This window comes from Klenkia brasiliensis (genome assembly GCF_900100695.1).
In the GTDB taxonomy this organism is placed as follows: domain Bacteria; phylum Actinomycetota; class Actinomycetes; order Mycobacteriales; family Geodermatophilaceae; genus Klenkia; species Klenkia brasiliensis.
This window is the reverse complement of sequence record NZ_FNCF01000004.1, coordinates 300935-315507: the sequence shown is the minus strand read 5'-3', so window position 1 is coordinate 315507 and position 14573 is coordinate 300935. Positions and strand designations below refer to the sequence as shown.

General features: G+C 76.2%; 19 protein-coding genes and 1 other RNA gene. 6 read left to right on the top strand and 14 right to left on the bottom strand.

The window, feature by feature from the left end; translation table 11 throughout:
- Positions 1 to 17: 17 nt before the first annotated feature.
- The 9 genes from BLT39_RS13400 to BLT39_RS13360 form a co-directional block, all read right to left on the bottom strand.
- The gene (locus BLT39_RS13400; protein WP_242658383.1) at positions 18 to 905 is read right to left on the bottom strand and encodes a type II secretion system F family protein; all 888 of its coding nucleotides are present in this window, start codon (positions 903 to 905) and stop codon (positions 18 to 20) included.
- Positions 905 to 1840, bottom strand: coding sequence for a type II secretion system F family protein (locus BLT39_RS13395; RefSeq protein WP_091063971.1), 936 nt, complete (start codon positions 1838 to 1840; stop codon positions 905 to 907). The genes BLT39_RS13400 and BLT39_RS13395 overlap by 1 nt, the downstream gene beginning before the upstream one ends.
- Positions 1840 to 3336: a TadA family conjugal transfer-associated ATPase gene (locus tag BLT39_RS13390; protein ID WP_091063968.1), complete on the bottom strand. Its 1497-nt coding sequence runs from the start codon at positions 3334 to 3336 to the stop codon at positions 1840 to 1842. Before BLT39_RS13390 ends, BLT39_RS13395 begins: the two co-directional genes overlap by 1 nt.
- Entirely contained in the window at positions 3333 to 4520 is a 1188-nt protein-coding gene (locus BLT39_RS23340; protein WP_091063965.1) for a CpaE/TadZ family protein, read from the bottom strand. Before BLT39_RS23340 ends, BLT39_RS13390 begins: the two co-directional genes overlap by 4 nt.
- Positions 4517 to 5260, bottom strand: coding sequence for a Flp pilus assembly protein CpaB (cpaB, locus tag BLT39_RS13380; protein WP_091063961.1), 744 nt, complete (start codon positions 5258 to 5260; stop codon positions 4517 to 4519). Before cpaB ends, BLT39_RS23340 begins: the two co-directional genes overlap by 4 nt.
- A gap of 52 nt (positions 5261 to 5312) precedes the next feature.
- The gene (locus BLT39_RS13375; RefSeq protein WP_091063956.1) at positions 5313 to 6293 is read right to left on the bottom strand and encodes a hypothetical protein; all 981 of its coding nucleotides are present in this window, start codon (positions 6291 to 6293) and stop codon (positions 5313 to 5315) included.
- Positions 6281 to 6691: a TadE/TadG family type IV pilus assembly protein gene (locus BLT39_RS13370; protein ID WP_091063952.1), complete on the bottom strand. Its 411-nt coding sequence runs from the start codon at positions 6689 to 6691 to the stop codon at positions 6281 to 6283. Before BLT39_RS13370 ends, BLT39_RS13375 begins: the two co-directional genes overlap by 13 nt.
- Before the next feature lie 129 nt (positions 6692 to 6820).
- Entirely contained in the window at positions 6821 to 7039 is a 219-nt protein-coding gene (locus BLT39_RS13365; protein WP_091065082.1) for a Flp family type IVb pilin, read from the bottom strand.
- Between the two features lie 178 nt (positions 7040 to 7217).
- A complete protein-coding gene (locus BLT39_RS13360; protein WP_242658382.1) occupies positions 7218 to 7898 on the bottom strand; it encodes a prepilin peptidase in 681 nt (226 codons plus the stop codon).
- A gap of 156 nt (positions 7899 to 8054) precedes the next feature.
- On the opposite strand from BLT39_RS13360, the gene BLT39_RS13355 reads away from it, so the two are divergent.
- The 4 genes from BLT39_RS13355 to BLT39_RS13345 are packed head-to-tail and all read left to right on the top strand — an operon-like array spanning position 8055 to position 9540.
- Positions 8055 to 8261 (top strand): hypothetical protein, encoded by a 207-nt coding sequence (locus tag BLT39_RS13355; protein ID WP_091065075.1) that lies wholly within the window; start codon positions 8055 to 8057, stop codon positions 8259 to 8261.
- A 39-nt stretch (positions 8262 to 8300) separates the two neighbouring features.
- A complete protein-coding gene (locus BLT39_RS23335; protein ID WP_278246984.1) occupies positions 8301 to 8435 on the top strand; it encodes a hypothetical protein in 135 nt (44 codons plus the stop codon).
- Complete coding sequence (locus BLT39_RS13350) at positions 8432 to 9139, top strand: helix-turn-helix domain-containing protein (RefSeq protein ID WP_207507952.1); 708 nt, start codon at positions 8432 to 8434, stop codon at positions 9137 to 9139. Before BLT39_RS23335 ends, BLT39_RS13350 begins: the two co-directional genes overlap by 4 nt.
- On the top strand, positions 9136 to 9540 hold the full coding sequence (locus BLT39_RS13345; RefSeq protein ID WP_091063948.1) for a VOC family protein: 405 nt from the start codon (positions 9136 to 9138) through the stop codon (positions 9538 to 9540). The genes BLT39_RS13350 and BLT39_RS13345 overlap by 4 nt, the downstream gene beginning before the upstream one ends.
- Before the next feature lies 1 nt (position 9541).
- Here the strand turns inward: BLT39_RS13345 and BLT39_RS13340 are convergent, their stop codons facing one another.
- The 4 genes from BLT39_RS13340 to BLT39_RS13325 form a co-directional block, all read right to left on the bottom strand.
- Complete coding sequence (locus BLT39_RS13340) at positions 9542 to 10228, bottom strand: SDR family oxidoreductase (RefSeq protein WP_091063944.1); 687 nt, start codon at positions 10226 to 10228, stop codon at positions 9542 to 9544.
- On the bottom strand, positions 10225 to 10455 hold the full coding sequence (locus BLT39_RS13335) for a hypothetical protein (protein WP_131801492.1): 231 nt from the start codon (positions 10453 to 10455) through the stop codon (positions 10225 to 10227). Before BLT39_RS13335 ends, BLT39_RS13340 begins: the two co-directional genes overlap by 4 nt.
- A gap of 29 nt (positions 10456 to 10484) precedes the next feature.
- Positions 10485 to 10887, bottom strand: an RNA gene (rnpB, locus tag BLT39_RS13330) — RNase P RNA component class A.
- A gap of 29 nt (positions 10888 to 10916) precedes the next feature.
- Complete coding sequence (locus BLT39_RS13325; protein ID WP_091063938.1) at positions 10917 to 12035, bottom strand: baeRF2 domain-containing protein; 1119 nt, start codon at positions 12033 to 12035, stop codon at positions 10917 to 10919.
- A 119-nt stretch (positions 12036 to 12154) separates the two neighbouring features.
- Here BLT39_RS13325 and BLT39_RS13320 point away from each other — a divergent pair, with 119 nt between their 5' ends.
- The gene (locus BLT39_RS13320) at positions 12155 to 12916 is read left to right on the top strand and encodes a copper homeostasis protein CutC (protein ID WP_207507950.1); all 762 of its coding nucleotides are present in this window, start codon (positions 12155 to 12157) and stop codon (positions 12914 to 12916) included.
- Between the two features lie 4 nt (positions 12917 to 12920).
- On the opposite strand, the gene BLT39_RS13315 is transcribed toward BLT39_RS13320, so the two are convergent.
- Positions 12921 to 13640 (bottom strand): TetR/AcrR family transcriptional regulator, encoded by a 720-nt coding sequence (locus BLT39_RS13315; RefSeq protein ID WP_091063934.1) that lies wholly within the window; start codon positions 13638 to 13640, stop codon positions 12921 to 12923.
- A gap of 79 nt (positions 13641 to 13719) precedes the next feature.
- Here BLT39_RS13315 and BLT39_RS13310 point away from each other — a divergent pair, with 79 nt between their 5' ends.
- Positions 13720 to 14568 (top strand): NmrA family NAD(P)-binding protein, encoded by an 849-nt coding sequence (locus tag BLT39_RS13310; protein ID WP_091063929.1) that lies wholly within the window; start codon positions 13720 to 13722, stop codon positions 14566 to 14568.
- The last annotated feature ends 5 nt before the right edge of the window (positions 14569 to 14573 follow it).

Here is a 14573-nt window from a genome sequence, read left to right as displayed (position 1 = left end):
ACCCTAGGCCGGGCAGCTCAGCCCAGCACGTCGCCGAGGTTCATGAACGCCGGACCCAGGACGACGATGAGCAGCGCGGGCAGGATGCACAGCATCAGCGGGAAGGAGACCTTCACGGGCACCTTCATCGCCTTCTCCTCGGCCCGCTGCCGGCGCTTGATCCGCATCTCCGAGGCCTGCACGCGCAGCACGTCGGCCATCGCGATGCCGTAGCTGTCGGCCTGGTTGATGGCGGCCACGAACCGGCGCAGGTCGTCGGACTTCGCCCGGACCACCAGGGCGTCGTAGGCCTCCCGGCGCGGGCGGCCGACGTTGACGTCAGCCAGCGTGCGGCGGAACTCCTCGGCGAGGACCCCGTTCCCGTTGGTGGCGACCCAGGTCATCGCGGCCTCGAAGCCGAGGCCGGCCTCGACGGCGATGGTCATCTGGTCGAGCACGTCGGGCAGCTCGCGGGTCAGCTGGGCCTGCCGCTCGTCGCCGCGGCCCTTCAGGATCGCGTCGGGCACCCAGTAGGACCCGGCCGTGACGGCGGCGGCGACCAGGGCGGTGAGGAACCCGGGGCGCGTCTCGACCACCAGCAGCGCGACCAGGCCGACACCGATGGCCAGCAGCGGCTTGGCGGTCAGCACCCGGGTCATGGTCCAGCCGGCCGGGTGGCCGGCGCCCTGCAGCAGCCGGCGGACCCGCCGGGCCTCCCGCTCGGGGGTGACGGTGCGCAGGAAGGCGGTGCGGCCGTTGCCGCGGGACTCCAGCGACCCGAACTGCGGGGTGCTGGAGCCCAGGCCGCGGCTGAGGTTGCGGGCCGCGACGGCCAGCGGCCGCCGCGAGGTGGCGGTGAGCGCGTAGACCGCCAGGCCCAGCGGCAGCGCGAGGGCGGCCGAGGCGGCGAGCAGCATCGGGGACATCAGAACCTGACCTTCACGATGGAGCGGAGCCAGAGCGCGCCGCCGGTCATGAGACCGGCCGCGATGAGCAGCAGGACCCAGCCGGTGCCGCTGTCGACGAGGGGGGCGAGGTAGCCCGGCGACGTCAGGCTCATGACGAGGGCGACGCCGAAGGGCATGGCGAGCAGGACGACGCCGGAGGTGCGGCCCTCGGCGGACAGGGCGCGGGCCTGCCGGAACAGCTGGGCGCGGTCGCGCAGGGTCTCGCCGACCCGGTCGAGCACCTCGGCCAGGTTGCCGCCGACCTCGCGGTGCACGCCGATGGCCTGCACGACCCAGCGGAAGTCCTCGCTGCCGGTGCGGTCGGCGACCTCGCCCAGGGCGGCGGTCAGGTCGCGGCCGACCCGGGCCTCGTTGACCACCCGGGCGAACTCGTCGGCCATCGGGGCCACGGTGTCGCGGGAGACGGCGTCCACCGCGCGCAGCAGGCTGTGGCCGGCGCGCAGGCTGCTGGCCATCAGCTGCAGGGCGTCGTCGAGCTGCTCGGCGAACGCGCGCCTGCGACCGGCGACCCGGCGGGCCAGCCAGGCCCACGTCCCCGCGGGGACGGCGGCGGCCAGCAGCAGGGCGAGCAGCGGACCACCCAGGACGGCGCCGAGCAGCAGCGCGGTGAGCGTGCCGATGCCGACGACCACGACCACGTCGGGGGCCGCGGTGCCGACGCCGGCCAGGTCCAGCGAGGTCGCCAGCCGCCCGCGGGCGTCGAAGCGGTGCAGCAGCCGCTGGGCCACCGCCACCGTCTCGTCGGCGGTGCTCGCGCGGCGGGCGGGACCGCCGGCCAGCTCCGGCCGCAGCCGGGCCGCGTCGACCTTGACCGGCCGCGCGACCAGCAGCGCCACGCACCCGGCGACGCCGAGGACGAGCGCGGCCACGGCCGCCCACACCAGCGCGGGCATCAGACCCGTCCAGCGGACAGCGGACGGCGGCCGGCCGAGGCCGGCGGCGCGGCGAAGACCCGGGAGGACACGGTGACCCCGAGGTCGGCGAAGCGGTCGACGAAGCGGGGGCGCACCCCGGTCGGGACGGCCTTGCCCAGCAGCCGGCCGTTGAGGTCGGCGCCGGCGGAGTGGTCGAAGAGGAAGGCGTCCTGGAGGGTGACGGTCTCGCCCTCCATGCCCTGCACCTCGGTGACGTGGGTGATGCGGCGGGTGCCGTCGCGCAGCCGGGAGATCTGCACGACCAGGTCGACCGCGGAGGTGACCTGCTCCCGCACGGCACGCAGCGGCAGGTCCATGCCGGCCATCAGCACGAGGGTCTCCAGGCGGGAGATCGCGTCGCGCGGGGTGTTGGCGTGCACGGTGGACAGCGACCCGTCGTGGCCGGTGTTCATCGCCTGCAGCATGTCCAGGCTCTCCCCGCCGCGGACCTCGCCGACGACGATGCGGTCGGGCCGCATGCGCAGCGAGTTGCGGACCAGCTCGCGGATGGAGATCTCGCCGCGGCCCTCGATGTTGCGGGGCCGGGACTCCAGCCGGACGACGTGCTCCTGCTGCAGCTGCAGCTCCACGGCGTCCTCGATGGTGATGATCCGCTCGTTCTCCGGGATGAAGGAGGACAGCACGTTGAGCAGCGTCGTCTTCCCGGTGCCGGTGCCGCCGGAGACGATGATGTTGAGCCGGGCCTCCACGCAGGCGCGCAGCAGCTCGGCCATCTCCGGGCTGAGGGTGCCGTAGGAGATCAGGTCGCCGATGCCCAGCGGGGTGCGGGCGAACTTGCGGATGGTCAGCGAGGACCCGCCGAAGGCCAGCGGCGGGATGATCGCGTTGACCCGCGAGCCGTCGGCCAGCCGGGCGTCGACCATCGGCGAGGAGTCGTCGATGCGCCGGCCGACCCGGGACACGATGCGCTCGATGACCCGGCGCAGGTGCTCCTCGGAGGTGAAGGTCGAGGCGGTGCGGACCAGCCGGCCGCTGCGCTCGACGTACACCGAGTCCGGGCCGTTGACCATGATCTCGGTGACGTCGGGGTTGTCCAGGTGCGGCTGCAGCGGGCCGTAGCCGAGGACCTCGTCGGTGACCTCGGTGATCAGCCGGCGCCGGTCGGCGTCCGACAGCGGCGTGGGGTCGTTGGCGACCACGCGCTGCAGCTCGGAGTTGACCAGCCGGTGCAGCTGCTCCTCGGGGATGTCCCCGCTGGAGAGCTTGGCGCCCAGCCGGTCGAACAACGCCTGGGTGGCGCGGGCGCGCAGCAGCGACAGGCCGTCGCCGACGTGCACCACGGCCTCGGGCTGGACCAGCCGGGTCACGCCGTCGTCGACGGGCACGACCTGGGAGGCGCGGGCGGCCAGCGTGACCGGCTCGACCGGCTCGGGGGCGCTGCGCGCGGCCCGCACCGGGTCGGGCCCGAAGGCCTCGTCGCCGCGGGCGTTCGCGACGCGGTCGACGAGCCTCACCGGGCACCTGCCCGCAGCCGGCCGAACACACCGCGACGGGTCGTCTCGGGCTCGGGCAGGAAGCGGGCGACCAGGCCCTGCAGGCCGCGGGCGACCTGGTCGCGGGCGTCGCCGGACAGCAGCGGCACCCCCGTGTTGGTCGACAGCGGGACGCCTGCGCTGCGGGGCAGCACGACGTCCAGCGGCGCACCCAGGGTGGCCTCGATGTCGGCCAGGGCCAGACCACCGGCGGTGTCGGAGCCGTTGAGCAGCAGATGCCGGTTGCGCGGCACCAGGTGCAGCTCGTTGAGCACGTCGAGCTCCTTGCGCATCCCGCGCACACCGGGGACGTCCATGCTGCTCATCAGCACCAGGTCGGTGGCTCGCTCCAGCACGGTGAGCGTGTGGTCGGACAGACCGGGCGCGGTGTCCACGACGACGAAGCGGAACTCCTGCGCCAGGGTGTCCACCAGCCGGGCCACCTGCTCGGCGGTGACGGCGTCGCCGGCGGCCGGCGACTCGCTGCCGGCGACGACGTAGAGCCCGCTCTCGTGCCGGGTCAGGAAGCTCTTGAGCACCAGCGGGTCGGTGGAGGCCGCGCCGTGCACGGTGTCGGGGAGGGTGTACTCCGGGGCCAGGCCCAGCGCGCTGGCGACGTCGCCGAACTGCACGTCGAGGTCGACCAGCACGGTCGAGCCCACGCCCGAGCGGGCCAGGCCGACCGCCAGGTTGGTGGAGACGGTGGTCTTGCCGACCCCGCCCTTGGCCGAGCCGACGACCACGACGCGGTGGCCGCGGTCCCCGGAGGACTCGCGCAGCGCGTCGCGGCGGGCCGCGGCCCACTCCGCCCCGCGGGAGACGACGCCGTCGACGTGGTCCTGGTGGGCGTCGGCGGTGAGCAGGTCGCGCACACCGGCGTGCATGGCCCGCATCCACAGGTCGGGGTCGGTGGAGTTGGTCGCCATCACGATGCAGGTCGGGGTCGCGAGGACGTCGGCGCGGGTGGCCAGGGCCAGGGCCCGCTCCTCGGGCACGTCGGGCCCGAGGACGGTGACGCCGGGCGAGCCGGCCTCCACCACGCGGGCGAACAGGCCGCCGTCGGCGTCCAGGGCCTCGACGCCGAGGGCCGTGACGTCGCCGTCGCAGGCGGTGGCGAAGCGCTGGACGAGGTCGGCGCCGACGCCGATGGTCAGGACGGTGCTCACGAGTTGCCTCCGGTCGAAGCCGAGCCAGTGGTGGGGGTGGTGCTGTCGGTGGCGTCGCTGCCGCCGCCCAGGGAGCCCAGACCGGTCGAGGCGGCCGCCGGGGTCCCCGGCTTCTGCAGGGCCAGGTAGGTGGTGCCGGCGGACTGGGCCGCGGCCACGTTGCCGGCCTGGGCCGGGTCGACGGCGAGGGTCACGACCCAGACGCCACTGGCGTCGGTGGGGGCCACGACCCGGGTGACCAGGACGCCGTCGAGCTCGAACGACACGTCGGGGCCGTCGTTGATGGTCGAGTGGCTGCCGAACACGGCGACCAGGTCGCCGGGGGTCAGCACGCCACCGACGGCCCGCTGGCCCTCCAGCGCCAAGCTGACCTCCTCGGTGCCGTCCGGGGCCGGCAGGGAGCCGTCGGTCCGGCGGGCGTCCGGGGTGGCGAACCGGGCGGCCTGCAGCTGGTCACCGGGCAGCAGCTCGGTCGTGGTGACCAGGCCGTCGAGGGTGGCGAGGTCGGTGACCGCCCCCTCGGCGACGAGCCGGGTCGGGACCTGCGCGACACCCACCGCGGCGGCGAGGTCGGCGGCCGGGGTGCCGGACGGGACGTCCTGACCCACCACGTACACCGAGGTCAGGGACTCGGCGGCCTGCGCGCGGGCGTCGGCCCCCTTGACGTAGGTGAGGATCACCCAGGCGCCGACGGCGGCCAGGACGACGGCCGCCAGGGCGGCCACGGTGCGGCGGTTCATGGGTTCCTTCTCTTCCGGTGGTGGGGGTTCGCGGGGGGTCGGGGCGGGGCGGTCAGCACGGGCACCGCACGCCCTGCCAGGTGTCGGGGTCCCACAGGAAGACGGCGCGGGCGCCGAGGTCCGGGGCGGTCGGGACGGTGTCGGGCGTGTTGATCTGCCGGGCGCCGTAGGTCCAGTAGCCGGTGACCGAGGCCGGCGAGGCGGTGGACACCGAGGTCACGTGCATCGCCGCGTAGGCGTAGACGTGGGCGCTGGTGGCGGTCGACTGGTCGTAGACCGGCACCCAGATGTCGCTGCCGACCAGGCCGTCCAGGTAGGACGACGTGCAGTCCGCCGGCTGGGTGGTGGCCACGCCGAGCTGATCGGCGACCGTGGAGCGCTGCCGGCAGCCGGAGCTGCCCGACGTCAGCACCGTGGTGCCGCTGGCCGTCCCGCCGCCGGGCACCGTGCAGGACGGGCCCGCGGTGTCGGTGTGCAGGGTCAGCGTCGTGGTCGAGCTGGTCGACCCGAGCCCGTGCAGCGTGCTGTCGTAGGCGCACAGCGACACGGCCAGGGGCAGGTCCGCCAGCGCGGTCGGGGCGCCGGTCCAGCGGGCCATCGACTCGACGGTCAGCGGCGTGGACGTGACGCCGACGGCCGAGCCGAACAGGTTGTGGATCTCCCAGGTGCCCTGCGAGCGGGTGGCGCGCTGGTTGCCGTCCCACTGGATCCAGCCGGTGCCCGGCTGCAGCGAGGCCAGCTTGGAGCCCTTGTTGTTGGTGATGAAGTAGTAGGAGATCTTGGCCTTGACGTTGTCGCTGGAGCCGCAGTTGTCCACCGCGCAGTCCATCGCCTGGGCCAGGGCCGCGGAGTCCGCGCCGGTGATGACCTGGTTGCGGGCCATCCACTGGGCCGCGCTGTCCACGGCCAGGGCGGCGGCGGCCAGCAGCAGCGGCACGAGCAGCGCCATGGCGACGGCCACGGCACCGCGCTCGCCGTCCGGTCCGCCGACCCAGAGCCGGCGGGCGATCCGCCGGCCGTTCAGGCGCCGCACCGGAACACCGCCTTGCCGGTGATCGGGAAGGCCACGCCGTTCCCGAACGAGCCCCAGGGCACGAACGTGTAGGTGATGGTGACGACGACGTCGGTGCCGCTGGCGGCGCCCCGGCAGGAGTTCGGGGCGATGGAGATGTCGGTGGCCGAGAGGGTGACCGAGGCGGCCGAGGCCGTGTCGGTGGCCCGCTGGCGGGCCGAGGCCGCGTCGTTGCCGATCGCGAACTCGCGGGCGGCCTCGCGGGCGGCGCCCGAGAGGGTGGACTGGACCTGGAAGGCCCGGCTCACCGAGATGATGCCGAACAGGAACACCAGCAGCAGCGGCACCACGAGGGCGAACTCCACCGCGGAGGCGCCGCGCTCGCTGCGCTGTCCTCGGGTGCGGGTGGTGCGGGCCATCCTGGGCTCCTCTGCCGGTGCGGTGCTGGTGGGTGCGGTGCTGGTGGGTGTCGGTGGGTCGTGCGGCGGCGGGACCGACCGGGCCGGCGCGGTGGACGCGCCCGGCCCGGCCGGGCCCCCGTCAACAGGTCACTTGCCGTTGACGTTGATGCCGCTGAAGAGGGCGTTGAGCTTGGGCCCGAACAGCGCGACGGCGGTGACGACGGCGGCGGCGATGGCGCCGACCAGCAGCGCGTACTCCACGGCGCTGGCGCCGGTCTCGCGGGACTTCAGGTCCCGGGCGTGGGCCTCCAGCCGGTCGCCGGCGGTGACGGTCAGGGCGAAGAGGGTCTGGAACAGGTGGGTCATGTCGTGCTCCTCCGGGTGGCCGTCACCCCGGTGGACCACGGTGGTCCTGGGTGCGGCTGCAGGGAGCACATCGGGTTGCGGACAACCGGGGTGGAGCGCAGTTCCCGGGCCCTCCCCCCGAGGGGTGAGAGCGGCCTGACCTGCGGTTTCGTGCCGGTTCCGTACAGGAACCGCCGGCTCAGCCGAGGAGGAGCAGGCCGGCGACCAGCGCCCCGGCCAGCAGCGCCGGACCGAAGGGCAGCTGGGTGTCCTTCGTGGCCCGGCGGGCGGCCAGCAGCACCAGGGCGACGAGCGCCTGGACGACGAAGCCGAGGAACACCCCGAGGGCGAGGGCGGCCACGCCGACCCAGCCCAGGTACAGGCCCAGCAGGGGGCCGAGCTTGACGTCGCCCAGCCCCAGGCCGTTCGGCGTGAGGAACGCCAGGACGTAGAGGACGGCGCCCAGCGCGACGGCCGAGACCAGCGCGCGCAGCAGCGCCGCCCCGTCGCCCGTGACCACCGCCGTCCCGGCGAGCAGCACCACCGCGCCGCCCGTCGCGGGGAGCAGCGCCCGGTTGGGCAGCAGCTTGTGCTGCAGGTCGACCACGGTCAGCAGCACCGCCCACCCGGCCAGCCACAGCCAGGCCGGCAGCAGCGGCGAGGGGCCGACCGCGACGGCGACGGCGGCGAGCAGGGCGGCCGTGCCGAGCTCGACCCACGGGGGCCGGACGGCGGTCGGCCGGGTCAGCAGGTCACCGGGGAGCAGGTCGGCGGCGTCGGGTCGGCGGGCGACGACCTGCTGGGCGGCACGGTTGAGGGCGTGGCCCAGCGGCAGCCCGACCAGGGCCCCACCCAGGCCCAGCCACACGTGCACGTCCACGGCGGGAGGGTCCCACGGGCCCGGCCGCCCACCAGGGATGTCGCGTCCCCGCCGTGGTGGTGTGCCGAGCGCCCGGTGCCGGTTTCGTCACATGTGACGGCGGATCGGTGGCGCGGCATGCTGTCGCGCACCCGTGACCGTGCCTACGGTCGGGGCATGCCTCTCCCTTCCCCGGTCGACGGCAACCAGGCCGCCCGTGTCCGCCAGCTGCACCTCGTCGCCGCCGCGCGCGTCTCCGCCGCGCACGCCACCTCGGCCCAGCAGGTGGCCGACATCGTCCGCGTGACCGTCGACGACGAGGTCGACACCCGCACCTTCGCCGCCATCGTCACCGACTGCTGCGCGGGCCTGCCCCGCCGCTGACCCCTGGCCACCGCCGCGGGACCCGGCCACCATGGCCCGGTGACCGAGGTCGTCGACGTGCACGTGGTGGCCCGGCCGGCCGGGCCGCTGCGGGGTGCGGTGGCCGCGGTGAGCGGCTGGGTCCAGGCCGGCACCCCCGCGCAGCTGCACCGGGGCTGCCCTCCCCGTGGGTGACCGTGCTGCTGACCCTGCACGACCCGCTCGTGGTCCAGGCGCACCCCGACCCCGGTCAGGCGCCGGGCAGCTACGACGGGCTGGTGGCCGGGCTGCACACCCGGCCCGCCCTCGTCCGCCACGGGGGCCGGCAGTCCGGGGTGCAGCTGTCGGTGCACCCGCTCGCCGCCCGCAGCCTGCTCGGCGTGCCCGCCGGCGAGCTCGCCGGGCGGGACGAGCCGGCCGACGCCGTCCTGGGGCCGTGGGCCGGGCGGGCGCAGGAGCGGATGCGCGCCGCCCGGACCTGGCCGGGACGCCTCGCCGCGCTGGCGGCCGAGCTGCAGGCCGCCCGCCGCCCCGGCGGCCCGGTGGCGCCGGAGCTGCGCCGCGCCTGGGTGCTGCTCGTCCGCGACGGCGCACCGGTGGCGTCCGTCGCGGACGAGGTCGGGTGGAGCACCCGGCGGCTGCACGCCCGGGTGCGGGCGGCGACGGGGCTGTCGCCCCAGGACCTGCGGCGGGTGGCCCGCTTCGACCGGGCCCGGCGCGCCGTCGGTGCCGGCCGGCTCCCCGCGGAGGTCGCCGTGGCCGCGGGCTACGCCGACCAGGCGCACCTGTCGCGGGAGTTCACCGGGTTCGCCGGCCTGCCGCCGGGCCGGTGGCTGGCCGCCGAACGCCGATCCGTACAAGACGGCGACCCCGCCGGCGCCCCACCATCCCACCCATGACGACACCCGGGCCCCAGGTCTGGCCCACGCTGCGCGCCACCGACGCGCCCGCGCTGATCCGCTTCCTCGTCGACGCCTTCGGGTTCCGGGAGGCCGCGGTGTTCACCGACGGCGACGTCGTGCTGCACGCCCAGCTCGCCTGGCCGGCCGGCGGCGGGGTCATGCTGGGCTCGGCCCGCCCCTCCGACGGCGACCGCTGGCCGCTGCGGCCGGGCACGTTCGGCGCCTACGTGGTGTGCGCGGACCCCGACGCGCTCTGGGCGCGGGCGCTCGCGGCCGGGGCCACCGGCCTGGACGAGCCGGCCGACGCCGGCCACGGCCGGGAGTGCCGGCTGCAGGACCCCGAGGGCAACCACTGGTCCTTCGGCACCTACCGCGGCGAGCCGGTGGCCACCCCGTAGCTCACCAGGGGACGACGCCGTCCTCGTGGTCGCGGAACTGCAGGCCGGGCTCGCCGCGGTGCGCCTGGATCGTGCGCACCAGCCCGGCCACGCTCTCCTCGACGGTGAGCGGGGCGCCTGCACCGCCGAGCCCGGTCCGCACCCACCCCGGGTGCAGGCACAGCAGGGTGCGGTCGGGCCGGGCCCGCGTGGCGTAGCTGCGCACCAGCTGGTTGAGCGCGGACTTGCTCGCCCGGTAGACCTCGTGGCCGCCGCGGGTGTTGAGCCCGATGCTGCCCTGCCGGGAGGACATCACCGCGAGGGTGCCGCCCGGTGCGACCAGGTCGTCCAGCAGCTCCAGTGCCTGCAGCGGGGCCCAGGCGTTGGTGACCAGCACGCGGGCGAACTCGGCGGCGTCGACGGCGCCGACCGGTTCGTCGGCGCCGGTGACGCCGGCGTTGACCAGCAGCAGGTCGAACGTGCGGTCGCCCAGCCGCTCGCGCAGGGCGGCCAGGTCCTCGGGCAGCGTGATGTCGACCCGGTCGACGGTGACGCGGTCGTCGGCGTCGGCGAGGTCGTGCAGCGGGGTGCGCTGCTCGCCGCGCACCGTGCCGGTCACCTGCCAGCCGTGCTCGGCCAGCTCGCGGACCAGACCGAGCCCGAGGGTCCGCGAGGCGCCGAGGACCAGCGCGCGGGGCCCGTCTCTCACCGGGCACGCTCGGCGCACACCGCGCAGACGTCGTCGCCCGCCGGGTCGAACGCGTCGCCCGCGACCGCGCGGACCTCGTGGTTGCACAGCGAGGTCGCCAGCTCGAGGTCCGCGGCGCCCTCGGGGACGGCGTGCACCGGGCCGGTCAGCTGCTCACCGGCGAGGTCGCCGTCGGGTCCGGGGACGACGACGGGGGTGGTCCCCCGGCCGGTGCCGTAGCTCTGCATGCCCACCACGGTGCACCAGATACGGACGACGGACGAGTCGGCCTGTACGCCGGGTTCTGTCCCCGGGTGCCTCGCGGCGGTCCCGATGGGCGGTCATCCATCTAGGCCTGCCGTTGCCGGCAGGCTCGAGCGGTCTACCCGGAGACTCGGGCGGGCAGCCCTCGAACGCCTCCGCGGGTCCCCGGCGAACCAGGGGCCCTTCCTGACCTTGCTCCGGGTGGGGTTTACCGAGCCGCACCGGTCACCCGGCGCGCTGGTGGTCTCTTGCACCACCGTTTCACCCTTACCAGTGCGAGCACTGGCGGTCTGTTCTCTGTGGCACTGTCCCGCGGGTCACCCCGGGTCGCTGTTGGCGACCACCCTGCCCTGTGGAGCCCGGACGTTCCTCGGCGACGGGGTCTCCCCCGCCGACGCGACCGCCCAGCCGACTCGTCCGTCGTGCCGGGGAGCCTACCTGCGGGTCATGGGCGGTCGGTGGTCGACGCGTCGGCGTAGCGCAGCACCGCGCCGACGTCCACGCCCGCCGGCATGGCCGCGGCGGGCAGCACGACGACGTCGGCGTCGGTGGCCAGCGCCGCCCGCAGCAGCACGCGGTCGGCCGGGGAGGTCACCCCGTCGGCCACACCCAGGCCGCGCAGCTCCTCGGCGGTCGCACCGATCGCGGTGGGGTCGGCGCCGGTGACCAGCTCGTCGTCCCCCGGGTCGTCGGAGAGCACCAGCGTCTCGACCTGCCCCTTGCGCAGCGCGTCGACCACCGGCCCGACCCCCTGCACGGCCAGCCCGTGCGCGCCGGCCGCGTCGAGCTGCTCGCGGACGGCGGCGGCCTGCCGGGCCTCGTGCTCGGCCACCAGCTCCGCCGCCCGGCGCTCCACCCCCGATCGGTCGGCGCCGGCGCCCCGGCCGCCCTCGTCGGTGGTCACGACCAGGTCGCGCACCCCGACGGGCAGCTGGTCGACGACGAGCGGGCGGGCCCGCGGGTCCCCGGCGACGAGCACGAAGCGCGCCCCGGTGCGCTCGGCCACCTGACCCACCCGCTCGGCCACGTCCTTCGCGTTGGCGCGCCAGACGTCCTCGGTGCTGTGCTGCACCGAGAGGTCGCCGATGCCACCGGTCTTGACCTTGTGCACGTACTGGGCGTCGCCGTCGACGCTCTCCTCCGCCCGGTCGCCGCCGGTGCCGCCGGCCACGACGACGTCGGCGCCGAGGCGGTCCACGACCACCACCACGTGCGGCACCCGGCCGGGCAGCTGCCGCAGCACCGGGAGCAGGTCGGGCAGCGGGGCGAGGTCGACGACGTCGCTCACCGGGGCGCCGGTGAGCGGGACGTCGACGACGACCGAGCCGTCGCCGGCCGCCACCAGGGCGCGGCCGGTGTGCGAGCCGTCGTCGGCCAGCAGCCGCTCCCGCACCGCGTCGACGACACCGGCGGGCGGCGCCAGGTCGGCCAGCTGCTCGGTGGCGGCGCGGACGCGCAGCTCGAGCTCGGTCCGCGCGCTCTCGTCGGTGTGCGTGACGTCCAGCAGGACGGTGGTGAACGGTCCGGCAGCGGTCAGGACGGGGGTCAGTGCAGACAGGTCCACGGGTCCTCCGCGGCGACGACGTCCGCACCCCCTACCCCGTCCGATCGCGTTCCGACACCCGCCGGTGCCCCCTTCGCCCCTGCGCGACCCGGGCGGGACCGCACCGGCAGGATCACCCCGTGCCGACCCCCCGCCTCCCCCGCCTGGCCGCCGTCGAGATCTGCGTGGACGACGTCGAGGGGGCGCTGGCCGCCTCGGCCGCGGGCGCCGACCGCGTCGAGCTCTGCGCGGCCCTCGGCGAGGGCGGGGTGACGCCCAGCGCGGGCACCCTGGCCGCACTGGCCCAGCGCGCGCCCGCGCTGGCGGTGAGCGTGCTGGTCCGCCCGCGGGGAGGTGACTTCGTCCACTCACCCGTCGAGCTGGACGTGGTGTGCGCCGACGTCGCCGCCGCCCGGCGGATCGTGCCCGTCGCCGGGGTGACCGTGGGTCCGCTCAGCCCGCGGGGCCGCGTCGACCGCCCGGCCCTGGACGCCGTCGTGCGCGCCGCCGGGTCCGCCCCGGTCACCTTCCACCGCGCCTTCGACACCCTCGCCGACCAGCCGGCGGCGCTGGAGGAGCTCGTCGAGGCCGGGGTCGCCCGGGTGCTGACCTCCGGCGGGGCGGCCACGGCCCGCGAGGGGACGGCGCGGCTGCGCGCCCTGGTCGAGCAGGCGGCCGGCCGGATCGAGGTGATGGCCGGTGGCGGCGTCCGCGCCGACCACGTCGCCGAGCTGGTCGGGGCCACCGGCGTGCCGGCCGTCCACCTGCGCGCGGCCCGCACCGTCCGCTCGGTCGGCCACCGCAGCATCACCGCCGTCTCCTACGACGACGGCACGCGCACCATCACCTCGACCGAGCAGGTCGCGGCGGTCGTCGCCGCGCTCACTGCGCCGGCGGCCTGACCGGTCAGCGCCGGCCGGCGACCACCCGGTCGAGCCACTCGACCAGCAACGACCGCTCCGCCGACGTCAGCTCGTCGAGGTCGTCGGCCCGGGCACGCAGCAGGGTCGCGGCCGGCACCACGCCGGTCTCGCCGTCCGCCGGGGCCCCGACCAGGACGACGGCGAGCACCGCGTCCAGCATCGTGTCGACCAGGCCGCCGTCCCGCTCGCCGGGGGGCGCCGCGAGCAGCGACATCACCAGGCCGGTGCCGGCGGCGTGCACCAGCTCGGCGGCGTGCTCCTCGGCCACCCGGAGCCGCCCGGCGCGGGCGACCCGGTGCACCCGCTCGGCGAGCACCGCCCGACCGGCCCGGGCCGCCGCCGAGCGTGGCGCGCGGACGGGGTCGCTGAGCAGGGCGAACACCGCGGGGTGCGCCAGGCCGAACTCCACCTGGCTGCGCCAGCCGGCCCGCAGGTCCTCGACGGGGTCCACGCCGCTGCCGTCGGCGTCGCGGACCGCGCGCGCCTTCGCGGCCACGTGCGCGGCGAGCTCGTGCTCGACGACGGCCTCGAGCAGGCCGTCCTTGTCGCCGAACAGGCGGTAGATCGCGGGCGCCTGCACCCCGGCGGCGTCGGCGACCGCGCGGGTGGTGACCGCGTCGGTCCCGGCGGCACCGAGCAGGTCCGCCGCGGCGGCCACGATGGCGTCCCGGGTGTCGGCGCGGGGACGGGTGCCGGCGGTCATGCCGCGACGATAGCGCCGTTCCGCTCGTCCTGTTAGCGTCGTTACCAACAACGAGGTAGCGACGTTACGAGGAGACAGCATGATCACCGTCACCGGGGCCACCGGCGCACTCAACGGGGCGACCGTCGACCACCTGCTCGACCGGGTACCCGCCGGCGACGTCGTCGTCGTGGTCCGCGACCCGGCCCGTGCGCAGCGGTTCGCCGACCGCGGCGTCGAGGTCCGGCAGGCCAGCTACGACGACCCGGGCGCGATGCGGACCGCGTTCGCCGGCGCCGACCAGCTGCTGCTCGTCTCCTCCAACGACCCGGGTGCCGACGCGGTGGCCCTGCACACCGCCGCCGTGCGGGCCGCGGTCGACGCCGGGGTGGGCCGGGTGCTCTACACCAGCCACCAGGGGGCCGCCGACGTCTCCCCCTTCGCGCCCGCCCGGGTGCACCGCAGCACCGAGCAGGCGCTCGCCGACTCGGGGCTGCCGTGGACGTCGCTGCGCAACGGCTTCTACGCGCACAGCCTCGACTGGCTCGCCGGGCCCTGGCGGGACACCGGCCGGGTCACCGTGCCGGTCGACGGCCCCGTCTCGTGGACCGCGCGCGAGGACGCCGCCGAGGCGGCCGCGGTGGTCCTGCTCTCCGACGGCCGGTTCGAGGGCCCGGTCACCCTCACCGCGCCGGACGCGCCGACCTTCGCCGAGGTCGCGGCCCTGGCCGCCGAGGTGAGCGGTCGGCCCGTGGAGCTCGCGGTGGTCGGTGCCGACGCCTGGCTGGCCGACCAGCTGGCCGCCGGCCGGCCCGAGTTCGTCGCCCGGTTCACCCTCGGCATGTACGAGGCCGCCGCGGCGGGCCTGTTCGCCGGCACCGACCCGCTGCTGGGCGAGCTGCTCGGCCGCGCACCCCGGTCGGTGCGCGACCAGCTGGCCGGCGGCTGAGGCGG

Coding starts and splice junctions, on each gene's coding strand:
- BLT39_RS13400 (WP_242658383.1), bottom strand. CDS start 905: ATGTCCCCGATGCTGCTCGCCGCCTCGGCCGCCCTCGCGCTGCCGCTG.
- BLT39_RS13395 (WP_091063971.1), bottom strand. CDS start 1,840: ATGCCCGCGCTGGTGTGGGCGGCCGTGGCCGCGCTCGTCCTCGGCGTC.
- cpaB (WP_091063961.1), bottom strand. CDS start 5,260: ATGAACCGCCGCACCGTGGCCGCCCTGGCGGCCGTCGTCCTGGCCGCC.
- BLT39_RS13370 (WP_091063952.1), bottom strand. CDS start 6,691: ATGGCCCGCACCACCCGCACCCGAGGACAGCGCAGCGAGCGCGGCGCC.
- BLT39_RS13365 (WP_091065082.1), bottom strand. CDS start 7,039: ATGACCCACCTGTTCCAGACCCTCTTCGCCCTGACCGTCACCGCCGGC.
- BLT39_RS13355 (WP_091065075.1), top strand. CDS start 8,055: ATGCCTCTCCCTTCCCCGGTCGACGGCAACCAGGCCGCCCGTGTCCGC.
- BLT39_RS13345 (WP_091063948.1), top strand. CDS start 9,136: ATGACGACACCCGGGCCCCAGGTCTGGCCCACGCTGCGCGCCACCGAC.
- BLT39_RS13335 (WP_131801492.1), bottom strand. CDS start 10,455: ATGCAGAGCTACGGCACCGGCCGGGGGACCACCCCCGTCGTCGTCCCC.
- BLT39_RS13315 (WP_091063934.1), bottom strand. CDS start 13,640: ATGACCGCCGGCACCCGTCCCCGCGCCGACACCCGGGACGCCATCGTG.
- BLT39_RS13310 (WP_091063929.1), top strand. CDS start 13,720: ATGATCACCGTCACCGGGGCCACCGGCGCACTCAACGGGGCGACCGTC.